Source organism: Paraburkholderia sp. C35 (assembly GCF_003121405.1).
GTDB lineage: Bacteria > Pseudomonadota > Gammaproteobacteria > Burkholderiales > Burkholderiaceae > Paraburkholderia.
In genome coordinates this window covers 35,336-58,423 of record NZ_QBUY01000017.1, presented here as the reverse complement: position 1 = coordinate 58,423, position 23,088 = coordinate 35,336, and the positions used below count along the sequence as shown (strand labels likewise).

24 protein-coding genes and 2 pseudogenes are annotated in these 23,088 nt (G+C 61.3%); 13 read left to right on the top strand and 13 right to left on the bottom strand.

Annotated elements, in window-relative coordinates; all coding sequences use genetic code 11:
- Positions 1 to 63: 63 nt before the first annotated feature.
- Positions 64 to 1,347, top strand: coding sequence for a polyhydroxyalkanoate depolymerase (phaZ, locus tag DK391_RS13715; protein WP_109478516.1), 1,284 nt, complete (start codon positions 64 to 66; stop codon positions 1,345 to 1,347).
- 123 nt (positions 1,348 to 1,470) lie between these two features.
- Here the strand turns inward: phaZ and DK391_RS13710 are convergent, their stop codons facing one another.
- Positions 1,471 to 2,103 (bottom strand): TetR family transcriptional regulator, encoded by a 633-nt coding sequence (locus tag DK391_RS13710; protein WP_007583389.1) that lies wholly within the window; start codon positions 2,101 to 2,103, stop codon positions 1,471 to 1,473.
- 390 nt (positions 2,104 to 2,493) lie between these two features.
- Between DK391_RS13710 and rsxB the strand changes: the two genes are divergently transcribed.
- The 3 genes and pseudogenes from rsxB to DK391_RS13695 all read left to right on the top strand — a co-directional run bounded on the left by rsxB (position 2,494) and on the right by DK391_RS13695 (position 4,588).
- Positions 2,494 to 3,369 carry an electron transport complex subunit RsxB gene (rsxB, locus tag DK391_RS13705; RefSeq protein WP_109478515.1) on the top strand — a complete coding sequence of 292 codons (876 nt, stop codon included), beginning with the start codon at positions 2,494 to 2,496 and terminating at the stop codon, positions 3,367 to 3,369.
- A gap of 9 nt (positions 3,370 to 3,378) precedes the next feature.
- A pseudogene (nth, locus tag DK391_RS13700) lies at positions 3,379 to 4,017 on the top strand (endonuclease III); the annotation flags it as partial.
- Positions 4,018 to 4,153: 136 nt separating this feature from the next.
- Positions 4,154 to 4,588 (top strand): DUF1841 family protein, encoded by a 435-nt coding sequence (locus DK391_RS13695; protein ID WP_109478514.1) that lies wholly within the window; start codon positions 4,154 to 4,156, stop codon positions 4,586 to 4,588.
- Positions 4,589 to 4,679: 91 nt separating this feature from the next.
- Here DK391_RS13695 and DK391_RS13690 read toward each other — a convergent pair whose 3' ends face one another.
- Together DK391_RS13690 and DK391_RS13685 are read right to left on the bottom strand one after the other, a co-directional pair.
- Positions 4,680 to 5,063: a cytochrome c gene (locus DK391_RS13690; protein WP_109478513.1), complete on the bottom strand. Its 384-nt coding sequence runs from the start codon at positions 5,061 to 5,063 to the stop codon at positions 4,680 to 4,682.
- A gap of 112 nt (positions 5,064 to 5,175) precedes the next feature.
- The gene (locus tag DK391_RS13685) at positions 5,176 to 5,553 is read right to left on the bottom strand and encodes a cytochrome c (RefSeq protein WP_109478512.1); all 378 of its coding nucleotides are present in this window, start codon (positions 5,551 to 5,553) and stop codon (positions 5,176 to 5,178) included.
- Positions 5,554 to 5,928: 375 nt separating this feature from the next.
- On the opposite strand from DK391_RS13685, the gene DK391_RS13680 reads away from it, so the two are divergent.
- From DK391_RS13680 to DK391_RS13660, 5 genes are all read left to right on the top strand, one after another.
- Positions 5,929 to 6,771, top strand: coding sequence for a MoxR family ATPase (locus tag DK391_RS13680; RefSeq protein ID WP_109478511.1), 843 nt, complete (start codon positions 5,929 to 5,931; stop codon positions 6,769 to 6,771).
- Positions 6,772 to 6,824: 53 nt separating this feature from the next.
- The gene (locus DK391_RS13675; RefSeq protein ID WP_109478510.1) at positions 6,825 to 8,000 is read left to right on the top strand and encodes a VWA domain-containing protein; all 1,176 of its coding nucleotides are present in this window, start codon (positions 6,825 to 6,827) and stop codon (positions 7,998 to 8,000) included.
- Positions 8,001 to 8,183: 183 nt separating this feature from the next.
- A complete protein-coding gene (locus DK391_RS13670) occupies positions 8,184 to 9,395 on the top strand; it encodes a benzoate/H(+) symporter BenE family transporter (protein WP_109478509.1) in 1,212 nt (403 codons plus the stop codon).
- Between the two features lie 223 nt (positions 9,396 to 9,618).
- Positions 9,619 to 10,572 (top strand): transaldolase, encoded by a 954-nt coding sequence (tal, locus tag DK391_RS13665; RefSeq protein ID WP_109478508.1) that lies wholly within the window; start codon positions 9,619 to 9,621, stop codon positions 10,570 to 10,572.
- A 214-nt stretch (positions 10,573 to 10,786) separates the two neighbouring features.
- Entirely contained in the window at positions 10,787 to 11,221 is a 435-nt protein-coding gene (locus DK391_RS13660) for a VOC family protein (RefSeq protein WP_109478507.1), read from the top strand.
- Between the two features lie 4 nt (positions 11,222 to 11,225).
- Here DK391_RS13660 and DK391_RS13655 read toward each other — a convergent pair whose 3' ends face one another.
- From DK391_RS13655 to DK391_RS13640, 4 genes are all read right to left on the bottom strand, one after another.
- The gene (locus tag DK391_RS13655; protein ID WP_109478506.1) at positions 11,226 to 12,422 is read right to left on the bottom strand and encodes an FUSC family protein; all 1,197 of its coding nucleotides are present in this window, start codon (positions 12,420 to 12,422) and stop codon (positions 11,226 to 11,228) included.
- Positions 12,423 to 12,626: 204 nt separating this feature from the next.
- Positions 12,627 to 14,177 (bottom strand): sodium:solute symporter, encoded by a 1,551-nt coding sequence (locus tag DK391_RS13650; protein ID WP_109478505.1) that lies wholly within the window; start codon positions 14,175 to 14,177, stop codon positions 12,627 to 12,629.
- Positions 14,174 to 14,401 (bottom strand): DUF3311 domain-containing protein, encoded by a 228-nt coding sequence (locus DK391_RS13645; protein ID WP_109478504.1) that lies wholly within the window; start codon positions 14,399 to 14,401, stop codon positions 14,174 to 14,176. The genes DK391_RS13650 and DK391_RS13645 overlap by 4 nt, the downstream gene beginning before the upstream one ends.
- Positions 14,402 to 14,801: 400 nt before the next feature.
- Positions 14,802 to 15,719: a spermidine synthase gene (locus DK391_RS13640; RefSeq protein WP_109478503.1), complete on the bottom strand. Its 918-nt coding sequence runs from the start codon at positions 15,717 to 15,719 to the stop codon at positions 14,802 to 14,804.
- Between the two features lie 246 nt (positions 15,720 to 15,965).
- Here DK391_RS13640 and DK391_RS13630 point away from each other — a divergent pair, with 246 nt between their 5' ends.
- Both DK391_RS13630 and DK391_RS13625 read left to right on the top strand, forming a co-directional pair.
- The gene (locus tag DK391_RS13630; RefSeq protein ID WP_109478501.1) at positions 15,966 to 16,865 is read left to right on the top strand and encodes a GIY-YIG nuclease family protein; all 900 of its coding nucleotides are present in this window, start codon (positions 15,966 to 15,968) and stop codon (positions 16,863 to 16,865) included.
- Positions 16,866 to 17,019: 154 nt separating this feature from the next.
- Positions 17,020 to 17,481 carry a hypothetical protein gene (locus tag DK391_RS13625; RefSeq protein ID WP_204117359.1) on the top strand — a complete coding sequence of 154 codons (462 nt, stop codon included), beginning with the start codon at positions 17,020 to 17,022 and terminating at the stop codon, positions 17,479 to 17,481.
- Positions 17,482 to 17,530: 49 nt separating this feature from the next.
- Here DK391_RS13625 and DK391_RS45285 read toward each other — a convergent pair.
- Positions 17,531 to 17,883, bottom strand: a pseudogene (locus DK391_RS45285) (DNA-deoxyinosine glycosylase); the annotation flags it as partial.
- A 160-nt stretch (positions 17,884 to 18,043) separates the two neighbouring features.
- On the opposite strand from DK391_RS45285, the gene DK391_RS13615 reads away from it, so the two are divergent.
- The gene (locus DK391_RS13615) at positions 18,044 to 18,739 is read left to right on the top strand and encodes a mobilization protein (RefSeq protein ID WP_109478499.1); all 696 of its coding nucleotides are present in this window, start codon (positions 18,044 to 18,046) and stop codon (positions 18,737 to 18,739) included.
- A gap of 6 nt (positions 18,740 to 18,745) precedes the next feature.
- On the opposite strand, the gene DK391_RS13610 is transcribed toward DK391_RS13615, so the two are convergent.
- Both DK391_RS13610 and DK391_RS13605 read right to left on the bottom strand, forming a co-directional pair.
- A complete protein-coding gene (locus DK391_RS13610; protein ID WP_109478498.1) occupies positions 18,746 to 19,219 on the bottom strand; it encodes a DNA-deoxyinosine glycosylase in 474 nt (157 codons plus the stop codon).
- Complete coding sequence (locus DK391_RS13605; protein WP_109478497.1) at positions 19,219 to 19,896, bottom strand: chorismate lyase; 678 nt, start codon at positions 19,894 to 19,896, stop codon at positions 19,219 to 19,221. Before DK391_RS13605 ends, DK391_RS13610 begins: the two co-directional genes overlap by 1 nt.
- Positions 19,897 to 20,083: 187 nt before the next feature.
- Here DK391_RS13605 and DK391_RS45280 point away from each other — a divergent pair, with 187 nt between their 5' ends.
- A complete protein-coding gene (locus tag DK391_RS45280; protein WP_109478496.1) occupies positions 20,084 to 20,350 on the top strand; it encodes a hypothetical protein in 267 nt (88 codons plus the stop codon).
- 73 nt (positions 20,351 to 20,423) lie between these two features.
- Here DK391_RS45280 and DK391_RS13595 read toward each other — a convergent pair whose 3' ends face one another.
- From DK391_RS13595 to htpG, 3 genes are all read right to left on the bottom strand, one after another.
- Complete coding sequence (locus tag DK391_RS13595; RefSeq protein WP_109478495.1) at positions 20,424 to 20,717, bottom strand: addiction module antidote protein; 294 nt, start codon at positions 20,715 to 20,717, stop codon at positions 20,424 to 20,426.
- A 3-nt stretch (positions 20,718 to 20,720) separates the two neighbouring features.
- A complete protein-coding gene (locus tag DK391_RS13590) occupies positions 20,721 to 21,020 on the bottom strand; it encodes a type II toxin-antitoxin system RelE/ParE family toxin (protein WP_109478494.1) in 300 nt (99 codons plus the stop codon).
- A 158-nt stretch (positions 21,021 to 21,178) separates the two neighbouring features.
- Positions 21,179 to 23,071 carry a molecular chaperone HtpG gene (gene htpG, locus DK391_RS13585; protein WP_109478493.1) on the bottom strand — a complete coding sequence of 631 codons (1,893 nt, stop codon included), beginning with the start codon at positions 23,069 to 23,071 and terminating at the stop codon, positions 21,179 to 21,181.
- Positions 23,072 to 23,088 lie beyond the last annotated feature (17 nt).

Sequence of the window (23,088 nt, the reverse complement as noted above, 5' to 3'; positions counted from 1 at the left end):
AGCCTCGTCGCGGCGCGTAGAACACACGCTGCCCTGCGCGAACCGCATAACGCTGGAGCACCCATGCTCTATCAAATCCACGAATTCCAGCGGGCGCTCTTGAGCCCGCTCACCGCCTGGGCTCAGGCTGCCTCGAAATCGTTTGCGAATCCGGCCAGTCCGCTCGCCTATGTGCCGGGCGCCACGCGCCTGTCCGCTGGCTACGAACTGCTGTACCGCCTCGGCAAGGACTACGAGAAGCCCGAGTTCAACCTGCACCAGATCGTCAAGGACGGGCACAACATTCCTATCGTCGAACAGACGATCGTCGAAAAGCCGTTTTGCCGGCTGATGCGCTTCAAGCGCTATTCCGACGACAGCGAAGCCGTCGCGCAACTGAAGGAAGAACCCGTCGTGCTGGTGTGCGCGCCGCTGTCGGGCCACCACTCCACGCTGCTGCGCGACACCGTCAAGACGCTGCTGCAGGATCACAAGGTCTACATCACGGACTGGATCGACGCGCGCATGGTGCCGATCGAAGACGGCCGGTTCGATCTCGACGATTACATCGCCTACATCCAGGAATTCATCCGTCACATCGGCGCGAAGAACCTGCACGTCATTTCCGTGTGCCAGCCGACCGAGCCCGTACTCGCCGCCATGTCGTTGATGGCGAGCCGCGGCGAAGACACGCCGCGCACCATGACGATGATGGGCGGCCCGATCGACGCGCGTAAGAGCCCGACGGCCGTCAATTCGCTGGCGACGCAACATTCCATCGAATGGTTCGATAACAACGTCATTTACAACGTGCCGTCGAGCTATCCGGGGTTCGGGCGCAAGGTGTATCCGGGCTTCCTGCAGCACACGGGCTTTGTCGCGATGAATCCGGAACGGCACGCGGCCTCGCACTGGGACTTCTACCAGAGCCTCCTGCGCGGCGACGAAGAAGATGCAGAAGCACATCGCCGTTACTACGACGAATACAACGCCGTGCTCGACATGGCGGCGGAATACTATCTGCAGACCATCCGTGTCGTGTTCCAGGAATTCAGCCTGGCTGAAGGCACGTGGGAAGTGAACGGCGAGCCGGTGCGTCCGCAAGACATCAAGAAGACTGCCCTCTTCACGATCGAAGGCGAACTCGACGATATTTCCGGCAGCGGCCAGACGCATGCTGCGCACGAACTGTGCACGGGCATCGCGGAGAAGAACCGCCGCCACTTCACGGCGGAAAAGTGCGGCCACTACGGGATTTTCTCGGGCCGCCGCTGGCGCACCATCATCTATCCGCAACTGCGCGACTTCATCCTCGAGCACACGCCGAAGGCAACGCGTAGCAAAACGGAAGAGCGCGTCGAAGCGTAATCCGCTCCGAATGCGGCAGGCGCAGCCGAATGTTGCGCCTGCATCGACCGGCATACGTACACGTCGGAAATGAAAACGGCCTCTTGCGAGGCCGTTTTTTCGTCTGAAAGAAGCTGATCCGCTTCAGCGCCGCATCAGATACGCGAGCAGGATCTCCGTGTTCATCTGAATCACTTCGCTGCGCTCGGCGGCCGCGCTGAAATCGCGGCCCAGCGTGGCTTCGAGCGTGAAGCGGTTCGACACGATGTAGTAGCCCATACCCGACAGCGTCACGTAGAAACGCAGCGGATCGACATTCGTGCGGAACAGGCCGGCGCGCTGACCGCGTTCGAGGATCGAGCCGAGCGTGGCAACGATCGGCGAGATCATTTCGCGAATGCGCGTGGACTTCTGCATATAGCGCGCTTCATGCAGATTCTCGTTATTGACGAGTCTCAACAATTCGGGGTGATCGCGGTAGTAATCCCACACGAAATGCGCAAGACGCGTGACCGCCTCGACAGGCGCGACGCCCGCGAGATCGAGCGTGCGCTCGGCTTCCGTGAGTGCGCTGAACGCGTGTTCGAGTACTGCCGTGAAAAGCTGCTCCTTGCTACCGAAGTAGTAATAGAGCATGCGTTCATTGGTCTCTGCGCGGCGGGCGATCTGGTCGACGCGTGCGCCGAACAACCCACCATTCGCAAACTCTTCGGCCGCCGCGAGCAGAATGCGGCGCCGGGTGCCTTCAGGATCTCTTTTGATTTTCGGCTGATTCATGGTGGCATGTGCCTTCGTGTGCCGCGTTATCCGGATCGCTCGCCGTCCAATTGCCTGGCCTTGCAACGGCGGCGCTGTGCGGGGCTGGTTGGTGGGATCACCGTCCTGCGGTCTTACAAAAAAGCGCTTCGATTATGGCACATGCTTCGGTAATAACAACTGGGGAAATCGGCGATAATACGCAACTGGCCGTGCATTTGACCGATTGTCCGACGCGCTTACCGCGCTGTGCGGGCGGTCCCAGTCGCGGCCCGGCGTCCCGAAGCAGTCTGGCGCGCGGCTTGTCGTGTGCCCCGGCACAGGCCATGCGCGCCGTTGAAACCGCATCCATTGAATGACAGGCATGCGCCGTACCTCGAACGGCGGCAGCATGTCCCCCACGTTCCCACCGTGACAGAGTCCAGAACATTCGCGGATCTCATCGAAGATCTGCTGCCCCAGACGCAATGCACGAAGTGCGGCTATCCCGATTGCCGCGCTTATGCCGAAGCCATCGCCCAGAGCGAAGCCAGCTACAACCAGTGCCCGCCAGGCGGCGCGGAAGGTGTCGCGCGCCTCGCCAAGCTGCTCGGCAAGCCCGTGATCCCGCTCAATCCCGATAACGGCGTCGAGCGCGCGCGGCCCATCGCATTCATCGACGAAAACCTGTGTATCGGCTGCACGCTGTGCATGCAGGCCTGTCCCGTCGATGCCATCGTCGGCGCGCCGAAACAGATGCACACCGTCATCACGGAGCGCTGCACCGGCTGCGATCTGTGCGTGCCGCCCTGCCCTGTCGATTGCATCGCGATGACTCCCGTCACCGGCGATCACACCGGCTGGGATGCGTGGAGCCAGCCGCAAGCCGACGCCGCGCGCTCGCGCCATGCACAGCGGCGCACGCGCCTCGCCGCGGAACGCGACGCAGCGGAGGCACGCGCGGCGGCCAAACGCGCGTTGGTGGCGGAATCGGCGAGTGCTGCTGCGCAATCCGCGCCGACCGTTAGCGCGAAACCGACAGAAGCAGCGGCGGAAACAGCCACGGCGCCCATCAACGACGCCGAAGCGAAAAAACGCGCGATCATTCAGGCCGCGCTCGAACGCGCGCGCAAGAAGAAAGAGGACAATGCCGCGCAAGGGCTTGGCCCGAAGAACACCACGAACATCAGCGCCGACACGCAGGCGCAGATCGATGAGGCGGAAGCGCGTCGTCGTCGGATGGGCATTGCCACTGACAATTCCGAATCAACACCCAAGCAAGACGTCGATCAACCTAAAAAGTCCTAACTTCGCCGCATGAATGCGACCAAACGACGTGCGATCTACGAGACGCTGCAGAGCCTGAACCCGCATCCGACGACCGAACTGGAATACTCGACACCGTTCGAGTTGCTGATCGCCGTGATGTTGTCCGCGCAAGCAACGGACGTCTCCGTGAACAAGGCGATGCGCCGGATGTTTCCCGTCGCGAATACGCCGCAGAAGGTGTTCGATCTTGGCGAGGAAGGCGTCGCCGACTACATCAAGACCATCGGCCTGTATCGCACGAAGGCGAAGAACGTGATCGCGACGTGCCGCATTCTGCTGGATCAGCACGACGGCGAAGTGCCTGCCGAACGCGAGGCGCTCGAAAGCTTGCCGGGCGTCGGACGCAAGACGGCGAACGTGGTGCTGAACACGGCGTTCGGCCACCCGACCATTGCCGTCGATACGCACATCTTTCGGGTTGCCAACCGAACGGGGCTCGCGCCTGGCAAGGATGTGCGCGCCGTCGAACTTGCGCTGGAGAAATTCACGCCCAAGGAGTTTCTGCAGGACGCGCATCACTGGCTGATCCTGCATGGGCGTTATGTGTGCAAGGCGCGCCGGCCGGAATGCTGGCATTGCGTGATCGAGCCGCTGTGCGAGTTCAGGCCGAAAACGCCGCCGCCCGATCTTTGCCCTTGCAGCTGCGGCGGCACCTGCCTCATCCGTCAGCGCGCGCGGCGGGCGCGGCGTAAAATGCTCGCCAGCGCACGCATTCGCCTTCAGCCGGTGCGCATCCCACTCGCTCAAACGCTCGAAGTCCACGATGTTCAATCCCAGCCGCGACGAAGTCCGCCGTTTTTTCACCGACACCTGGCGCAAACAGCGCGCAGGCGAGATCCTGACGCCGCTCGAAGCAATTGCCGCCGACTGGATCGTCGAGCATCCCGAATATCACGCTCAACTGACGGACGCCGAAGCGGCCACCGCGCAGGATTATTCGCCCGAACGTGGGCAGACCAATCCGTTCCTGCATCTGTCGATGCATCTCGCCATCAGCGAACAGCTGTCGATCGATCAGCCGCCCGGCATTCGCGCCGCGCATGACCGGCTCGCCGCTCGCCTCGGCTCGACGCACGATGCGCAGCACGCGATCATGGAGTGCCTTGGCGAAACCATCTGGGAAGCCCAGCGCACCAACACACCGCCCGATACGGACGCCTATCTGCAACGCATCGAGCGCCGCGCATCGCGCGACTGACGGCCCGTCGCACACCAATCCCGTCGCACCAAAACAAACACCCCGCAGTTGCGGGGTGTTTGTTGAAAACCGTCTACAGGCTTAGCGCAGCTTACTTCTTCTGCACCAGATCGCCGTCCAGCGATTCGATGTAAGCGGCGATGTCCTTCATATCGCTTTGTGACAGGCTCTGCACCTGCGCCTGCATGATCGCGTTGTTGCGGCCGAGGTGCGGGTTGCCTGTGCCCATCTGGTACTGGCGCAGCGCCCAGTAGACGTAATCAGCATGCTGGCCTGCCAGCTTCGGATATTCGGGGCTGACGGGCTTGTTCAGGTTCGGACCGTGACAGGCCGCGCAGTTGTGGCTCTCGGAGAGCACCTTGCCGTTGCCGGCATCCGCCGCGTTCGCGTTCGATGCGACGACAAAACCCGCCAGCGCGAGCGCCGCGCATGCAGCCTTGACCACCGTATGAAGTGCGTGGGGATGCTTCTTCATGGATTCTCCTGTGTCGACGGGCGTTTGCGCCTGAGCGCCTGGCGCCGTCCCATGCAAACTGGTTGCCGCCGTGAACTGATCAGTCGATGACGCGCTGTCCGCGCCACGCCGGTCATTTGTCGGGATTATTCTTTGAAGCGGCCGTCTGCGCCGAATAGTAGGCGGCGATGTCGGCAATGTCCTGATCCGTCAGCGTCACGGCGATGGCGTGCATCGTGTCGAAATGGCGGTCGCCCTTCTTGTACGCGTGGAGCGCGTTCGACAGATAGGTCTGGTTCTGCCCACCCAGCATCGGCACCCGGTATACCTCGGGATAAGCCGTCCGGTAGTCTGGAATACCGTGACAGCCGATACACATCGCCACCTTGCTTTGACCCGCCTTGGCGCTACCCACGACATCCACTACCTGCGCAGTTGCCGAAGTTGCCGCAAAACCCGCGAGCAACGACATCGCTGCGATCACGACCTGTTTGCCGACGATTTTGTTCATAGCTCTTTTAACCTGGCTTGAGGGGGAACGGGCGCCCAAAAAGGCTACGGCCTGCGCCGTTTTACTTGTCTGGGTTGCCACGCAGGCCAAAAAAAGCGGCCCAATTGTACCGCGACGCCGCGCCAAACGTCCACCGGACGGGACCCGTATCCCTCCCCGTCAAAGCGCCGCGCCACAAGGCCGCCGCACGAAATGCCGAAACGGGATAGCCACATCCGGCGCCCATCCGGGCGCGGCGGATTGCCGCATGCGGAAATCCGCCTCTTGCATTCGCCGCGCGCACCATCCGACGCGGCTGACACCTTACGCGAGCCTGCGGGAGCACAACAGGGCTTCTGACTTATACTGGAATTTTTCCCGAACGGGCGTCCTGTCATGCGTTTCGAAGGCTCATCGCAATACGTCGCCACCGACGACCTCAAGCTCGCGGTCAACGCCGCGATGACGCTCAGGCGGCCGCTGCTCATCAAGGGCGAGCCGGGCACGGGCAAGACCATGCTCGCGGAGGAAGTCGCGGCGGCGCTGAACATGCCGCTTTTGCAGTGGCACATCAAGTCCACCACGAAGGCGCAGCAAGGTCTGTATGAATACGACGCTGTGTCGCGCCTGCGCGACTCGCAGCTCGGCGACGAGCGCGTGAAGGACATCCGCAACTACATCGTCAAGGGCGTGCTGTGGCAGGCGTTCGAGTCGGAACAGCAGTCGGTGCTGCTGATCGACGAAATCGACAAGGCCGACATCGAGTTTCCGAACGATCTGCTACGCGAACTCGACCGCATGGAGTTCTATGTGTACGAGACGCGTGAACTCGTGAAGGCGAAGCATCGCCCGCTCGTGATCATCACGTCGAACAACGAGAAGGAACTGCCCGACGCGTTCCTGCGCCGCTGCTTCTTCCACTACATCAAGTTCCCCGATCCGTCGACGATGCAGCAGATCGTCGAGGTCCACTACCCCGGCATCAAGCGCGAACTGTTGAGCGCCGCGATGGAGAGCTTCTTCGAGCTGCGCAATGTGTCGGGGCTGAAGAAGAAGCCGTCCACGTCGGAACTGCTCGACTGGCTCAAGCTGCTGCTCGCCGAAGATCTTCCGCCCGAAGCGCTGCGCTCGAAGGATCAGAAGCAGATCGTGCCGCCACTGCACGGCGCGCTGCTGAAGAACGAACAGGATGTCGCCCTGTTCGAGCGGCTCGTGTTCATGAACCGCAACAACCGCTGATCAGGCGGTGATCAACCGCTAACGCCAGGCGATTAAGGATCGGAGACACCGGCATGCTGATCGATTTTTTCTACACGCTGCGCGCCGCGAAGCTGCCCGTTTCCGTGAAGGAATACCTGACGCTGCTCGAAGCGCTGAAGGAAAGCGTGATCGCGCCGTCGCTGGACGAGTTCTACTATCTCGCGCGCATCACGCTGGTGAAGGACGAGCAGTATTTCGACAAGTTCGACCAGGCGTTCGGCGCGTATTTCAACGGCGTCGCGCAAAAGGCCGATCTCGCGCTCGACGTGCCGCTCGACTGGCTCAAGAAGAAGCTGCAACGCGATCTCAGCGCCGAGGAGAAAGCCCAGATCGAGAAGATGGGCGGCCTCGACAAGCTGCTGGATCGACTGAAAGAGCTGCTCGACGAGCAGAAAGGCCGTCACGAAGGCGGCAACAAATGGATCGGCACGGGTGGTACTTCACCGTTCGGCAACGGCGGGTATAACCCTGAAGGCATCCGCATCGGCGGGGAATCGTCGGGGAACCGCACGGCCACCAAGGTGTGGGACCAGCGCGCGTACCGCGACTACGACGATCAGGTCGAAATCGGCACGCGCAATATCAAGGTCGCGCTGCGCCGCTTGCGCCGTTTCGCGCGCGAAGGCGCCGCCGAAGAGCTCGATCTGCCCGACACGATCCGCAGCACGGCGGCCAACGCCGGCTGGCTCGATCTGAAGATGGTGCCCGAGCGGCACAACAACGTGAAAGTGCTGATGCTGCTCGATGTGGGTGGATCGATGGACGATCACATCCGGCGCACCGAGGAGCTGTTCTCCGCCGCGAAAGCTGAGTTCAAGCACCTCGAGTTCTACTATTTCCACAACTGCGTCTACGATTTTCTGTGGAAGAACAACCGCCGCCGCCATGTCGAACGGCTGGCGACGTGGGACATGCTTCACAAGTTCACACCCGACTACAAACTGATCTTCGTCGGCGACGCGACCATGAGCCCGTACGAAGTGCTGCAGGCGGGCGGCTCGGTCGAATACAACAACGCCGAAGCGGGCGCCGTGTGGCTGCGGCGGATCGCCGATCATTTCCCGCATCACGTGTGGCTGAATCCGGAGCCGGAAGGTTTGTGGGAATACCGGCAATCCGTATCGGTAATACGTGAAGTGCTGGGCCACCGGATGTATCCGCTGACGCTCGCCGGCCTCGAAACCGCGATGCGCATGCTAAGCAAGTAAAATTCCGGGCTTTACCCGCCAGCCGATGGGCCGTGGCGACTGGCCGCCACGGTCGTGACGGCGTGGCGCTCGCTGCCCGCCGGGCGCCTCGCGGCACTGACGAATGCACAAGCAGATGCGCCGGCAAGCGCACCAACAAACGCACCAGCACATAGACCAACAAGCCTCACCGAGACACGCAGGATGACCTCTTCCTCTCCAGACTTCTCCCGCGCCGCGCGCACGCCGCTGCGGCCATTCGCCGATACGTCCCTGTCCGCGCTCGTCGCCGGTTTCGTCGCGATGATGACGGGCTACACCAGTTCGCTCGTGCTGATGTTCCAGGCGGGCCGCGCCGCGCACCTGACGGATGCGCAGATTTCGTCGTGGATCTGGGCGCTGTCGATGGGCATGGCGCTGTGCACGATCGGCCTGTCGTTGCGCTTTCGCGCGCCCATCGTGATTGCCTGGTCGACGCCGGGCGCGGCGCTGCTGGTGTCGTCGCTGCCGCATGTGACGTATCCGGAAGCGATCGGCGCGTTCATCGTGTGCGCGTTGCTGCTGACGGTAGTGGGCCTCACCGGCTGGTTCGACACGCTGATGAAGCGCATTCCGGCCGGCATCGCCGCGGCGCTGCTGGCGGGCATCCTGTTCGAAATCGGTATCGAGATTTTCCGCGCCGCGCAATTCCAGACCGCGCTCGTGCTGGCAATGTTCTTCACCTACCTCATCATCAAGCGCTTTGCGCCGCGTTATGCGATCGTTACGACGCTCGTGGTCGGCACGGCTGTTGCAGGCGCGCTCGGGCTGCTCGATTTCAGCCACTTCCACGTCGCGCTGGCCGTTCCCGTGCTGACGTTGCCGTCCTTCTCGGTGTCGGCGGTGATCAGCATCGGCATTCCGCTGTTCGTGGTGGCGATGGCGTCGCAGAACGTGCCGGGCATTGCCGTGCTGCGGGCGGACGGCTACCAGACGCCGTCCGCGCCGCTGATCGCGACCACGGGCGTGGCGTCGCTGCTGCTGGCGCCGTTCGGCTCCCACGGCGTGAATCTCGCCGCGATCACGGCCGCCATGTGCACGGGACGCGAAGCGCATGAAGACCCCAGCAAACGCTATATGGCCGCCGTCTGGTGCGGCGTGTTCTATCTGATCGCGGGTATTTTCGGCGCGACGATTGCCGCGCTGTTCGGCTCGCTGCCGAAGGCGCTGGTGGTGTCGGTGGCGGCGCTCGCGCTGTTCGGCTCGATCATGAGCGGCCTCACCAACGCGATGCAGGATGCACGCCAACGCGAAGCCGCCCTCGTCACCTTCATGGTGACGGCGTCCGGCCTGACATTGCTGTCGATCGGTTCGGCGTTCTGGGGGCTCGTCGCGGGACTGGTCACGCATGCCGTGCTGAACGCGCGGCGCGGCTGAGCGCGGCGCGAGCGGAAAACAGCACGCGCGGGCACTGTCTGCGTGCGCCCCTGTCAAACCAGCATCACCCGATCCGCCATAGAATAGAAGTATCGGGCGGCGTTCCACGGTAACATTTCCGGCTGCAACGTGGACACCGCAGATAACGCCGCAACGGTTCGCCTGCGCGGCGTCATCATTTCCTCGACCATGGCGCGCGTGCGCCTCGAAGCGAAGGCTCGACATGACTACTGCACTCGATCAACTCAAGCAATACACCACGGTCGTCGCGGATACCGGCGACTTCCAGCAACTGGCGCAGTACAAGCCGCAGGACGCGACGACCAACCCGTCGCTGGTCCTGAAGGCCGTGCAGAAGGACGAATACAAGCCGCTGCTCGAAAAGACCGTGCGCGATCACGCGTCGCAGCCCGTCGGCGTGATCATCGACAACCTGCTGATCGCGTTCGGCACGGAAATCCTCAAGATCGTGCCGGGCCGTGTGTCGACGGAAGTCGACGCGCGTCTGTCGTTCGATACCAAGGCGTCGATCGACAAGGGCCGTGAGCTCATCAAGATGTACGAAGCGAAGGGCATCGGCCGCGAGCGCGTGCTGATCAAGCTCGCGTCGACGTGGGAAGGCATCCGTGCCGCCGAAGTGCTGCAGAAGGACGGCATCCACTGCAACATGACGCTGCTGTTCTCGCTGGCGCAAGCCGTCGCCTGCGCGGAAGCGGGCGCGCAACTGATCTCGCCGTTCGTCGGCCGCATCTACGACTGGTACAAGAAGAATGCCGGCAGCAACTGGGACGAAGCGCGCGACGGCGGCGCGAACGATCCGGGCGTGCAGTCGGTGCGCCGCATCTACGCGTACTACAAGAAGTTCGGCTACAAGACGGAAGTGATGGGCGCGAGCTTCCGCACGACCAGCCAGATTCTCGAACTGGCCGGCTGCGATCTGCTGACGATCAGCCCCGACCTGCTGCAAAAGCTGCAGGACAGCACCGACAAGGTCGAGCGCAAGCTGTCGCCGGAAGCCAGCAAGGACGCCGACATCGCACGCGTACCGACGGACGAGGCGTCGTTCCGCTTCCTCGTCAACGACGAAGCGATGGCGACCGAAAAGCTCTCCGAAGGCATCCGCGTGTTCGCAGCCGATGCCGTCAAGCTGGAAAAGGTGATCGAAGCACTGCGTTAAGACGCTTCGCTGGAAAACAGAAAGCGCGCGTGGCCCGCAAGGCCGCGCGCGCTTTTTTGTTTGCCGCGTCAGTCTTGCCGCCTCGTGTGAAAGAGGCAGCACCTTTTACTTCGGTCAACAGAGTTTCACAATCGATGCGGCAGCGGCGTCTACAATCGTTGACACGCGTGCATTCGCACGACACGACGTGTCGATCAGACCAAAGGAGACATCGATGCAAGTCCAGCCCTATCTGTTTTTCAATGGCCGTTGCGATGAAGCGCTGAAGTTCTACGGCGAAAAGCTCGGCGCGCAAGTGTTGTTCCAGATGCGTTTCAAGGACGCGCCGCCCGACCCGCAGCGGCCCATTCCCCCCGGCACCGAAGACAAGATCATGCACGCGAGCGTGCGCATCGGTGCGACGGAACTGATGGCGTCGGACGGTCAATGCGACGGCAAACCCGGCACGCACACCGGCTACGGCCTGTCGATCACCGTCGACGACCCATCGCAAGGTGAAAAGACCTTTAACGCGATGTGCGAAGGCGGCAATGTGATGATGCCGTGGCAAGCCACGTTCTGGAGCACGGGCTTCGGCATGGTCGTCGACAAGTTCGGCGTGCTGTGGATGGTGAGCAATCCGCACGACGGCGACAAGCATCCCGCCTGATTCGTCACGCACGGACCGAGGCGGCGTCGCGCACGCCGCCTTCGATATTCCAGTTCGGCTCGCTCGCCTTGAGCAGCACGCGCATGCGTTCGACCTGCTCGGCGAAACGCTGCGCGAGCCAGTACGGTCCCTGTAAATCCAGCATCATGTCCCGGCATGGCGTCAGCGCGCCCTGCTCTGCGTCCCCATTCGATGTCGTCGCATCCGGCATGCGGAACTGCGTCGTGCCCGCAAAGCGCAACGCGCGCGCGGCGGCGAGCAGCGTCATGCGCACCGCGTTCGCTTCCTGGCCGCACTGCTGCGCGAACGCGTCGCGCAGTTCGGGGTGCGAGAGTGTGCCAGTGGAGAGCATTTCGAGCGCACTCAGTATCGAACGATGCAAGCGCTGGATCTCGTCGAGTTTGCCGATGGGCAGATCGATTTCCTTCGCCACCGATGGCATCAGCGAGCGCAACTGCACCAGCCGCTTGCCCATGCGCACGAACACGGCGACCTGCTCGTCCGGGCCGATGGGCACACCCGTCATCATCCGGGTGTAGATGCGCGCGCATTCGCGCAGATTGTCGGCGAGCAGATAGCGCCATGAATAGGTGGCGTGCAGCGGCAATGCAAACGAGAAAGCCAGTGCGATCACGATGCCGACCAGCACGTTCAGCGTGCGCCACAGGCCTGTGTCGATCATGTTGTCGCCGTGGCCCGCGACAATGCACATCGTGATGGCCGTCAACAGCGCGACGTAACCCGCGCTGCCGATTGCGAACCACGCGCACACGCCCGCGATCACCGACATCAGCACGTACGTGAGCGGCAGCGAATCGAACAGGTTCTGTTGCAGGATCAGCGCGCGGCCGCGCGCGGCGCCGAGCAGCGTGCCCGCGGCGCGCTCGGCCGCTTTCTTGCGGATATTGCCGTGATGCTGCAAGCCGCCGATCACCACCAGCAGCGTCACCGACGCCCAGATGCCGTGTGGAATGTCGATGCCCGTGGTGGCGAGTATCGACACCAGCATCGCGAGGCCGACGCGCAGGCTGTGAAACAGCTTCGCATGCCGATAACGGTAGTACGGCGACGTGACCGCGCGCGCCAGCCGGCCGATGCGCGTGCGGCGCGGCGCGAGACGCGCGGCGACGGCGTCGGGCGTACGCGGCGGCGTGCCGGACGTGTTGCCCGGCGGGTCCGGTTGCGGATCGGCGAGTGCCATCGGTTATCTCAGGTTAGGTCGGCGCGCGGTGCGCGAACGGGCAGGCAGAGACAGCCATTCTTGCGAGCATAAACGATGTTGACGCACGCGGGCGCGGCCGGTCTTTCACGATTGCCCGATGCCACGACTCGCACTGCGACGCCAGTAAAAAAGCCCGCAGCGTGCGCTGCGGGCTTCCGTGTCAGACAAGATGGATCGACGCGATCAGGCTTCGTGCACGTCCAGATAGTCTTCCGGACGCGTGCGATCCTCGGCGTGCTTCATGCCAACGGCGCGCACCACGAGGCTCGCGACCACCGACACCACCAGATTGACGATCAGCCACCACACGGCGGCATAACCCGGAATCGCCAGGCCGCCGATATGGATCGTGTAGATCGAGCCGGCCAGCTTCAGCGAAATCGCCATCCACGTGCCGACGGCAATGCCGACCGCCCAGCCCAGCAGCAGGCCGCGATAGTCGAGCACGCGCGTGTAGAGACCGAGCACGATGGCGGGCAGCGTCTGGATGATCCAGATGCCACCGAGCAGTTGCAGCTGGATTGCATACGTCAGCGGCAGGCCGAGAATGAACGCGACGGCGCCAACCTTCACGATCAGCGACACGAGCTTGGCGATGTTGGTCTCCTGCTCGTTCGTCATGTTGCGGTTCACGAACTCCTTGTGGATGTTGCGCGTGTAGAGGTTCGCGGCTGCAATCGACATGATTGCGGCAGGCACCAGCGCGCCGATGCCGACTGCCGCGAACGCGACGCCGACGAACCACGACGGGAAGAAGTGCAGGAACAACGCAGGCACCGCGAAGTTCGGGCCGAATGCCTTGAAGTACGGCGCGAATTCCGGCATGTCCTTCACGCCTGCGGCGAGCGCCATGAAGCCGAGCAGCGCGAGCAGACCGAGCACCAGCGAGTACGCGGGCAGCATCGCCATATTGCGGCGGATCGTGTTGCCCGACGACGACGACAGCACGGCTGTGATCGAGTGCGGATACAGGAACAGCGCGAGCGCCGATCCCATCGCTAACGTCGCGTACGCGCTATAGCCGTTCAGGCTCGACACGTCGGGCGCCTTGAGCAGCAGCTTGGCCGGCGGCACCGCGCTGAAGATATGGCCGAAGCCGCCGAGTTGCGGCGGAATCACGATGATCGCGGCTGCGATCGTGATATAGATCAGCACGTCCTTGACGACGGCAATCATGGCCGGCGCGCGCAGGCCCGAGGTGTACGTGTAGGCCGCCAGAATCGCGAATGCGATGATCAGCGGCAGATCGCCGACGAAGCCCTTCGTATCGAAACCGAGCGCGCCGATCACCACTTCGATACCGACCAGTTGCAGCGCGATGTACGGCATCGTCGCGACGATGCCCGTCACGGCGACGGCCAGCGCGAGCATGCGGCTGCCGTAGCGTGCGCTGACGAAGTCGGCCGACGTCACGTAGCCTTGACGCTTCGAAATGCTCCACAGCTTAGGGAACACGACGAACGCGAACGGATAGATCAGGATCGTATAGGGCAGCGCGAAGAAACCCGTTGCGCCCGCACCGAATACGAGCGCAGGGACGGCGATGAACGTGTACGCGGTGTACAGGTCACCACCGAGCAGGAACCACGTGACGATCGTGCCGAAGCGCCGGCCGCCCAGGCCCCACTCTTCGAGATGCCCGAGATCGCCCTTACGCCAGTGCGCGGCGATGAAGCCAAGAATCGTGACCCCGATGAAAAACAGAACGAAAACAAAGGTTGCTGTCGGATTCATCGTGCGCCCCCTTTCGAGCGGGTCTTGGTCTTGAAGTACACGAGCGCTGTGATCACGGCGCTGATCAGCACCCACAGGAGCTGATACCAGTAGAAGAACGGGAAATCGAACAGCACGGGTTCGACCTTGTTGTAGGACGGCACCCAGATCATCGCGATCCAGGGCAACAGCAACAGCCACAGCCAGTGCTTGCTGGCCTTGTTGGCGTCGGCGTCGTGAGCCATGACGTCTCCTCTTTCCTTTTATTGAATTGTGTCCCGTGTCTTGACGGGCCGACGGACCCCGCTGCGGATAGCAGCTCGGGCTCCCCGAAAGCATCGAAAGAGTATCGGAGGGGCGAACGACCGGTCAAGCAGGGGTGACCCTAAACGCAACGGTGTTGTCAATAGGCGAATCGTCGCGGAGTGTGAGATCGGGTACGGAAGCAGAGAGGTCCGCTGCTTCGTTCAGAGGCGCGCTGCGATGCTGGCTGGATGGCGCCGTATGAGCGATATGCGCGTGTGACGCCTTACAGGGATAGGCGCGGCGGTTGCGCGCTGGCGTTGCACCAGCGCGGGGCTTATTGCTTGTGCTTGCCGCTTTGTTGTTGCTCGCGGCCGCGTGACTGCGCGGCCGCGATGCAGATCAGATCGTGAACATGTCGTTCTGACCGGTCGATTCCTGCAGTCCCTTGACCCATTTGCGGGCAGGCAACGCGAGCTTTTCTTCGATCAGCTTCGCGCGCTCCAGCAACTGCTTGAACGGCACATCGATAGCCGGACCCGAGAACGCGATGGCGATGCGGTTGCCGTCATGCACTTCGGGCAACGCGACGACGCGGCCATCGAAGGCTTCGTTCAGGCGCTTCATGTTGCGCACGAAGCTCGGATGATCGCCGAACAGGTTGACGGTCACGATGCCCGCCTGCGTCAGGCAAGCACGCGCCGCGCGATAGAACGCGACGCTGTCGAGCCCCGGGCCACGCGCAGTGGCATCGTACAGATCGATCTGCAACGCCCCGATCGTGCCGTGGTTCGCGCCGTCGTTGACGAATTCCCAGGCGTCGGTTTCGCGCACGGTGAGGCGGGCGTCGTCGGCGGGCAGGTTGAACATGGTGCGCGCGGCGATCACGACGGCGGGATTCAGTTCGACGGCTTCGACGTGCGCGCGCTTCAGGAACCGATGCGCGAACTTCGTCAGCGAGCCGGTGCCGAGACCGAGTTGCACGATGCGCTGCGGCGTTTCGAGAAACAGCAGAAACGCCATCATCTGCTGTGCGTATTCGAGTTCGATGTGATCGGGCTTCGACAGACGCATCGCGCCCTGCACCCATTCCGTGCCGAAGTGCAGATAGCGCACGCCGCCCTCTTCCGAGAATGTCACGGGCGCGAAACGCGGCTTGCGCGGCGCGTCGATCATCGATGCCTTCGCGACTTCGCTGAAATCGTCTTCGTCACGCGACGCACGCGTTTTCGCGCGCGAAATGGAGTGCTTCGGCGCAGCCGTCTGCTTGTTGCGGAAAGCGCGTGCCTCGGCCGAAGCGCGCTTGATCAGTTTCGTCATGTGAGGATGTCGTTCCAGAGAAGCAATTTTTGGTCGAACGAGAGCATAGCATTGGCGGGAGTGGGCGGTCGGCTTGGAGACTCGAACCCAAATTCGCGCGCCCGGGCCATCATCAAAATCCGAGCGTCGGCCGCATGGGTGCTGAATGCCGTAGAATTTACCAATCGCAGTCCGAGGCGGCACAACTTTGCTGCCTCAATCACTCGTAGCCATCCATCGTAGAACAACGGCAACTCCGGAGACCTCATGCCGCTCGGCAAATCGATCCGCGTCTATCTCGCTGACGCAACCGTCACTGGAATCCGCTACGCTGAATTGGTGAATTGGACAGGACATGCGATCGCGTGTCCTCGCAACCGACTCAGCGAGCTGACCAATTGGCCCGAAGCATCCAAACCGGGCGTGTACTTTCTTTTCGAGGGTCGCTTTGGCGATACAAAACCTGTCGCATACATAGGCGAGTCGGAAAGCGTCACACAACGTTTGACCAATCACGATCGCGCAAAAGACTTCTGGAACGAGGTTGTGATATTTACTAGTAAAGACGAGAACTTGACGAAAGCGCACATCAAATACCTTGAATCGTCTTTGGTTACGTTGTCGAAGCGCGCGGACCGCTATCAGCTTCAAAACGGCAACACCCCGCCCGAATCGGGTCTCCCAAGAGCGGATCGTGACGCTATGAGTGAGTTCATCGAGAATGTCAGAATGGTGCTAGGAATCTTGGGTTATCCAATTCTTGAACCGATCCTGCGCCACAGCAACATCTCGATTGCGGATGATGAAGCATCGCCGGCGACCAATGCCTCTGCTACGACGTCAGATCTGGTATTTCGAGTGAATAATTTTGTGGCTTATGGCGCACAAACGGATGAAGGTTTTGTTCTAAAGAAAGGCTCGCAACTCTCTCGCACGCATACGGAAAGTCTTCCGGGAAAGCTCAGCTCGATTAAGGCGCATTTGCTAAACGAAGGCTCATTGCAAATCGATGGAGATCGCATGATTGCTGCCGCGGACATTCTTCTCAGCTCTTCCACCTACGCAGCGGCGCTGGTCGCTGGGACATCAAGGAGTGGCCCGCAAAGTTGGAAGACCCCCGAAGGAAAGACCTTGAAGGAAGTCGAGGATGCAGCATTAATTAACTGAGTTTGCGTTTTGCTGATCCAGCTCGTAGGGGTAGATCACACACCGTAATCTGCGCTTTGCGATTATTCCACTACTCGGCTTTGCGACGAAAAAACAGATGGTGAATTGGGCCTACTTCCCGAGATCCGACCGACCGACAAACTTGGCACTAGACGTGGTTAAAGCATTCCAAAGCGCCCACCCGCGCATCACGTCGGCTGAACACACGCTACCAAGCAACGACGTACTGGGACACATCGCACCTCAACTTGCAGAATTGGGGTTTCGCGTTGAAACGGGAATAAAGAAAGCAGACAAGATCCACGTTCCAGTGCTTTATGGAAACAACGGCCGAATTGCGAAAGCATTTGAAGCAGACGCCCATCATGTGGAGGAAAAGCTACTAGTTGAGGTAGAGGCTGGTCGAGCAGTGATTAATAAGCAGTTTCTGAAAGACCTGTTTCAAGCCTGCATGATGGACGATGTGGACTATCTGGCAATAGCTGTCCGCAACGTCTATGAAGCGGCCGGCGCTAACAATCGGGACTTCGAACGCGTTGTCAATTTTTTTGAAACGATGTACGCGAGCAACCGAATGAAGCTTCCTCTAAAAGGAATTCTTGTGATCGGTTACTGATCGTGAGAACGGGCGCTGGCGAGTGGGGTTCGATTCTAGCTCGCAACAATTACGTGATCTCACGCCAGACGCGCAATTTCTGGTCGAAACGAAAGCATGACATTCGCGGGACTGGACGACGGCAGCACTAAAGTTTCGCAGCCCGCCTCAACGATCGCAGGCGCAAAGCGCCCCGCCGTCTTACCGTTGAAACACATCTTCTTCAGGTTCGGCGCGCAATCGCGGGCCGAAGCGAAGTCGTTCGGCCCCGCGTTGCAGATTACCGTGTCGAATACTGCCTTCGCGCGTGCACGCCACCAGCACGTTTCACACGCCGACGCCCTGCTTCAGCATGCGTCCTAACCGCGTCGGGTAGTCGGATTCGGGCTGCGGCTCCCCAATCACCGCACCAAGCAGACGCCACAACGGGCAGGTATTTTGTCCAGTTTGACACCCTTGCCGCTCACACAGCATGCTGCCACGCACGCATGGGTTTTCGACGCGGCGTGTTTCACCGTCACGGCACAGAAAACTGCTAGTGTCGGTTTCGATCACACCACTCCACCCTACGGGATCCGTAAGCATGAGTCATATTCATTTCATTGGCGGTGAAAAAGGCGGTGTCGGTAAATCGCTCGTCGCGCGCCTGTTGGCGCAGTATTTCATCGATCGGGGCACGCCGTTCGTGGGCTTCGATACCGACCGATCCCATGGCGCGCTGCTGCGGTTCTATGCCGATTACGCCGCACCCGCCGTGCTCGATCAGCACGACAGCCTCGATCCCGTCATGGAAGCAGCCGTCGAGGATCCCGAGCGCCGCGTCGTGGTCGATCTCGCGGCGCAAACCCAGGCGTCGCTCGCAACATGGCTCGACGATGCCGACGTGTTTGCTTTCGCCAGCGAGCATGGGCTCACGCTGACCTGGTGGCACGTCATGGACAGCGGACGCGATTCGGTCGATCTGCTGCGGCAATGGCTCGATCAGTTCGGCGGACGGATCAAGCTGGTCATCGTGCTGAATGAAGTTCGCGGCGAACGCTTCGAGATTCTGGAGGCGTCCGGCGAGCGTGAGCGGGCCGAGTCACTGGGCGCCAGCGTGATGACGCTGCGCCGCCTGCCCGATACGACCATGCAGAAGATCGACCGGCAGAGCGCCAGCTTCTGGGCAGCCGTCAATCATCCCGACCGCGCGGCGACAGGGCTTGGCTTGCTGGAGCGGCAGCGCGTCAAGGTATGGCTGAATCGCGCTTATGCGGAACTGGATGCGCTCGCCGTTTGACGCGCATCACACGATGATCTCGCGCCAGACCTGCAATTTCTGTTCGAACGACAGCATGGCGTTCGCCGGACTCGACGACGGCAAGACGAGCGTGGTGTAACCCGCCTCGGCGATCACCGGCGCGAAGCGCCCCGCCGTCTTGCCGTTGAAGCACGCTTTCTTCAGGTTCGGCGCGTACTCGCGAAACGAGGCGAAATCGTTCGGCGTTGCATTGCGGATCGCTGCGTCGAGACTGCCTTCGCGCGTGCACGCCGCCAGCACGTCCCACACGCCGATGCCATGTTTCAGCACGCGTTCGAGCCGCGTCGGGTAATCGAGTTCAGGCAATGGCTCATCGATAACTGCACCCAGCAGACGCCAGAACTGGTTACGGGGATGCGCGTAATACTGCGTCGCGACCAGCGACGCCTCGCCAGGAAAGCTGCCGAGTATCAGCGTGTGCGTGCTCTCGGCAACGACGGGAGGAAAGCCGCGCAGCATCAGCGAGCCTCTGTCTGTTTGCCGACGCGTTTCGCGTTGCTGTCGGCGCGTGATGCTGTGTGATCGAGTGCCTGGCCGTGATCGCGCGGTACGGTGTGCGCGGCGGCATGCTTGTGGTCACGCATCGCGAGATGCTTCCACAGCGCGGGCAGCATGACTTCCGTGACCATCAGTGGCTCGCCGTATCGCTCGAATACCGAGCGTCTTGCGGCAAGCGTATGCACGCGCGCATCGCCCGTTTCTTTCGATGCAATCCGATACAACGGATGCCGCGCCGTCACGCGCCGGCTGACCAGTGACGAACGCGACACGCTGCTATCGCTGTACAGCAGTTCGGCAAGCGGACGCGTGCGCAGACGGCGCATCGCCTGCCACACGCCCGTGCTGGGCGTGAGCGGCACGATGCTGTGCGCGGCAACGAACGGCGCGTTATCGACGGATAGCACCACTTCACGCACCCACACCGGCGTGCGTCGCGCTATAGCAAGCGCAGCGTATTCGTCATCGAAAGGCAAATCGATGGCCTCGCGCGTCACGCGAACGGCGACAGCGCCAAGCGTGCGCAAGTGCGCGGTGAGCGAACCGCCGCGCGTGAGCCAGTCTTTCTGGTCAGGCGAAAAGCCTGCAAGGGGCGCGACGCGCCAGTGCGCGTCGGCTGCATCGAAACGGATGGGCATGGCCCGCATTATAGGGCGCGCCGAAAACGCGAGCCTTTCAGACGGACAGATCGCGCGCACTTGCAGACGGGGCCGTCGTGCGTTTCAGCATTTTCGGCAATCCGCGCGCACGGGGAACGATGAAGATGACCAGCGCGTGTCGCGATTCATCGCGCTCGCCCACCATTCATCCTCAAGGGAGTTCAAGTTGACCGCTCACGATAAAGCCACCTCGGACCATATCGCGCATCTCGCCGCTATCGTATTGAAACGCGCGGATGTGTCCGCGATAGAAAAGGAACTCGCGGGTTCTGCGCTCGCGCAGCATCACACCAGCAAACATACGAGTGAGCGGATCGGCAAGGTTGCCGGTCATGTGCTTGCCGATAAACAAGCCTGCGCTGAGGCGAAAGAACTGGCGGGTTCGGTGCTGGCGCAGGTGCGTCAGCATGAGCGGGCTTCGATGGAGCGTTGATTTTGGAATACGCAAAAGTCTGCCCAACGAGGACTGCATAGCGCTCCGTTCTGCAAAGCAGGCCGCGTCGATCTTAAGTGGTCGACGCGTGCAGCCGAATGCCGAGCGCTCGCACTACTTTCCAGATCGTCGCAAACTCCGGGTTTCCTTCTCCCGACAACGCGCGATACAGACTCTCACGTTTCACACCCGTCTCGCGTGCCAGTTGCGACATGCCGCGTGCGCGCGCAATCACGCCGAGAGCATGGGCGATGAACCGCGGATCATCGCCGGCCTCTTCCAGGCATGCGTCAAGGTAGGCCGCCATTTCTTCTTCGGTTCGAAGATGTTCGGCGGAATCCCACTCGGTTGTCTTGGTTTTGGACACGGTTTACTCCATATCGAGATTCGCAGCGAGCGCTTTGGCTTCTGCAATATCGGCCTGCTGGGACGTCTTGTCACCACCGCATAAGAGAACGACCAACACCGCGCCGCGCTGCGTGTAATAGACGCGATATCCCGGACCGTAATCGATCCGCATTTCCTGGACTCCCCCACCGACGCTCTTGTGGTCGCCCGGATTCCCCATCGCAAGCCTGTCGATCCGAGCCTGCACCCGTACGCGAGCGCGCAGATCACGAATGCGAACGAACCAGTGGTCAAAAACTTCGGTGGTGCGGATACTCGTCATTGGCAAGTGTAATCCATAGGGGACAACATGCCAAGCCTATATGATCCGGGTTGCGGTGTGCAGATCTAACGAACAAACCATGATCTACATCAATAATTTGCCTCGCAAACAAAAAAGCCTGGCACGCAGCCAGGCTTTTTCAGCAATGCTCTACCGCATTAACGCGCTAACAACAGCGCATTAGTCCGCTTCACAAAGCTCGCCGGATCTTCCAGCGATCCGCCTTCCGCCAGCAGCGCCTGATCGAACAGCAGATGACACCAGTCATCGAAATTCGCGTTGTCCGTGCTCAGGCTCTTCACCAGCGCGTGTTCCGGATTCACTTCCAGAATCGGATGGAAGCTCGGCGCGTTCTGCCCCGCCGCCTTCAGCATGCGCTGCAGATAGCCGCTCATATCGCCCTCATCGGCAACGAGGCACGACGGCGAATCCGTCAGGCGGAACGTCAGACGCACGTCCTTCGCCTTGTCCTTGAGCGCTTCTTTCATGCGCTCGACGAGCGGCTTGAACTCTTCGCCGACCTTCTCCTGCGCCTGCTTCTCTTCATCGTTCAACTGACCGAGATCGAGATCGCCGCGCGCGACGCTTTGCAGCGGCTTGCCATCGAACTCGTTGAGGAACGACAGCATCCATTCATCGACTCGATCCGTGAGCAGCAGCACTTCGACACCCTTCTTGCGGAACACTTCGAGATGCGGGCTATTCTTTGCGGCGGTGTACGTATCTGCCGTGACGTAATAGATCGCCGTCTGCTCGGGCTTCATGCGCGCGACGTAATCCGCCAGCGCCACAGTCTGCTCGGCCGAATCGTTATGCGTCGATGCGAACCGCGCGAGCTTCGCAATGCGCTCCTTGTTCGAGAAGTCTTCGCCGATGCCTTCCTTCAGCACCTGGCCGAATTCCTTCCAGAACGTCGTGTACTTTTCTTTCTCAGCGGCTTCTTCGGAATTCGCCAGTTCTTCGAGCATCGACAGCGCGCGCTTGGTCACACCTTCGCGGATCGCCTTCACATCGCGGCTTTCCTGCAGCAATTCACGCGACACGTTCAGCGGCAGATCAGCCGAATCGACCACGCCCTTCACGAAACGCAGATACGACGGCAGCAGTTGCTCGGCGTCGTCCATGATGAACACGCGCTTCACATACAGCTTCAGACCGCCGCGATGATCGCGGTTCCACATGTCGAACGGTGCGTGCGCCGGCACGTACAGCAGCTGCGTGTATTCGCTGCGGCCTTCGACGCGGTTATGCGTCCACGTCAGCGGATCCTGATGATCGTGCGACAGATGCTGGTAGAACTGCTTGTACTGCTCATCGGTGATGTCGCTCTTCGAACGCGTCCACAGCGCGCTCGCCTGGTTGACGGTCTCGTCTTCGTCCTTCGCGACCATCTCGCTCTTTTCTGCGTCCCACTCTTCCTTCTTCATCAGGATAGGCAGCGCGACGTGATCCGAATACTTCTGGATGATCGATTTGAGCTTGTGCGACGACAGCAGTTCGTCTTCTTCCGCGCGCAGATGCAGCGTGATGGTCGTGCCGCGTTGCGCGCGCTCGATCGTATCGACCGAGAAATCGCCTTCGCCGCCGCTCACCCAACGCACGCCTTCCGATGCCGGCAAACCGGCACGGCGCGTTTCCACCGTGATCTTGTCGGCGACGATAAAGCCCGAGTAGAAGCCGACGCCGAACTGGCCGATCAGCGCCGCGTCCTTCTGCTGGTCGCCCGACAGCTTGCCGAAGAATTCCTTCGTACCCGAACGCGCGATCGTGCCGAGGTTCGCGATCGCCTCGTCGCGGCTCATGCCGATGCCGTTATCGTCGATGCTGATGGTGCGCGCGTCCTTGTCGAACGACACGCGGATGCGCAGATTCGGATCGCTTTCGTACAGTGCGCTGTTTTCGATGGCTTCGAAGCGCAGCTTGTCGGCCGCATCCGATGCGTTCGAGATCAGCTCGCGCAGGAAAATTTCCTTGTTGCTGTACAGCGAATGGATCATCAGGTGCAGAAGCTGTTTCACTTCCGCCTGGAAGCTCATGGTTTCTTGTGCCATGGTCAGTTTTCCTCTTC

Coding starts and splice junctions, on each gene's coding strand:
- phaZ (WP_109478516.1), top strand. CDS start 64: ATGCTCTATCAAATCCACGAATTCCAGCGGGCGCTCTTGAGCCCGCTC.
- DK391_RS13710 (WP_007583389.1), bottom strand. CDS start 2,103: ATGAATCAGCCGAAAATCAAAAGAGATCCTGAAGGCACCCGGCGCCGC.
- DK391_RS13695 (WP_109478514.1), top strand. CDS start 4,154: ATGTTCAATCCCAGCCGCGACGAAGTCCGCCGTTTTTTCACCGACACC.
- DK391_RS13690 (WP_109478513.1), bottom strand. CDS start 5,063: ATGAAGAAGCATCCCCACGCACTTCATACGGTGGTCAAGGCTGCATGC.
- DK391_RS13685 (WP_109478512.1), bottom strand. CDS start 5,553: ATGAACAAAATCGTCGGCAAACAGGTCGTGATCGCAGCGATGTCGTTG.
- DK391_RS13680 (WP_109478511.1), top strand. CDS start 5,929: ATGCGTTTCGAAGGCTCATCGCAATACGTCGCCACCGACGACCTCAAG.
- DK391_RS13675 (WP_109478510.1), top strand. CDS start 6,825: ATGCTGATCGATTTTTTCTACACGCTGCGCGCCGCGAAGCTGCCCGTT.
- DK391_RS13670 (WP_109478509.1), top strand. CDS start 8,184: ATGACCTCTTCCTCTCCAGACTTCTCCCGCGCCGCGCGCACGCCGCTG.
- tal (WP_109478508.1), top strand. CDS start 9,619: ATGACTACTGCACTCGATCAACTCAAGCAATACACCACGGTCGTCGCG.
- DK391_RS13660 (WP_109478507.1), top strand. CDS start 10,787: ATGCAAGTCCAGCCCTATCTGTTTTTCAATGGCCGTTGCGATGAAGCG.
- DK391_RS13655 (WP_109478506.1), bottom strand. CDS start 12,422: ATGGCACTCGCCGATCCGCAACCGGACCCGCCGGGCAACACGTCCGGC.
- DK391_RS13650 (WP_109478505.1), bottom strand. CDS start 14,177: ATGAATCCGACAGCAACCTTTGTTTTCGTTCTGTTTTTCATCGGGGTC.
- DK391_RS13645 (WP_109478504.1), bottom strand. CDS start 14,401: ATGGCTCACGACGCCGACGCCAACAAGGCCAGCAAGCACTGGCTGTGG.
- DK391_RS13640 (WP_109478503.1), bottom strand. CDS start 15,719: ATGACGAAACTGATCAAGCGCGCTTCGGCCGAGGCACGCGCTTTCCGC.
- DK391_RS13630 (WP_109478501.1), top strand. CDS start 15,966: ATGCCGCTCGGCAAATCGATCCGCGTCTATCTCGCTGACGCAACCGTC.
- DK391_RS13615 (WP_109478499.1), top strand. CDS start 18,044: ATGAGTCATATTCATTTCATTGGCGGTGAAAAAGGCGGTGTCGGTAAA.
- DK391_RS13610 (WP_109478498.1), bottom strand. CDS start 19,219: ATGCTGCGCGGCTTTCCTCCCGTCGTTGCCGAGAGCACGCACACGCTG.
- DK391_RS13605 (WP_109478497.1), bottom strand. CDS start 19,896: ATGCCCATCCGTTTCGATGCAGCCGACGCGCACTGGCGCGTCGCGCCC.
- DK391_RS13590 (WP_109478494.1), bottom strand. CDS start 21,020: ATGACGAGTATCCGCACCACCGAAGTTTTTGACCACTGGTTCGTTCGC.
- htpG (WP_109478493.1), bottom strand. CDS start 23,071: ATGGCACAAGAAACCATGAGCTTCCAGGCGGAAGTGAAACAGCTTCTG.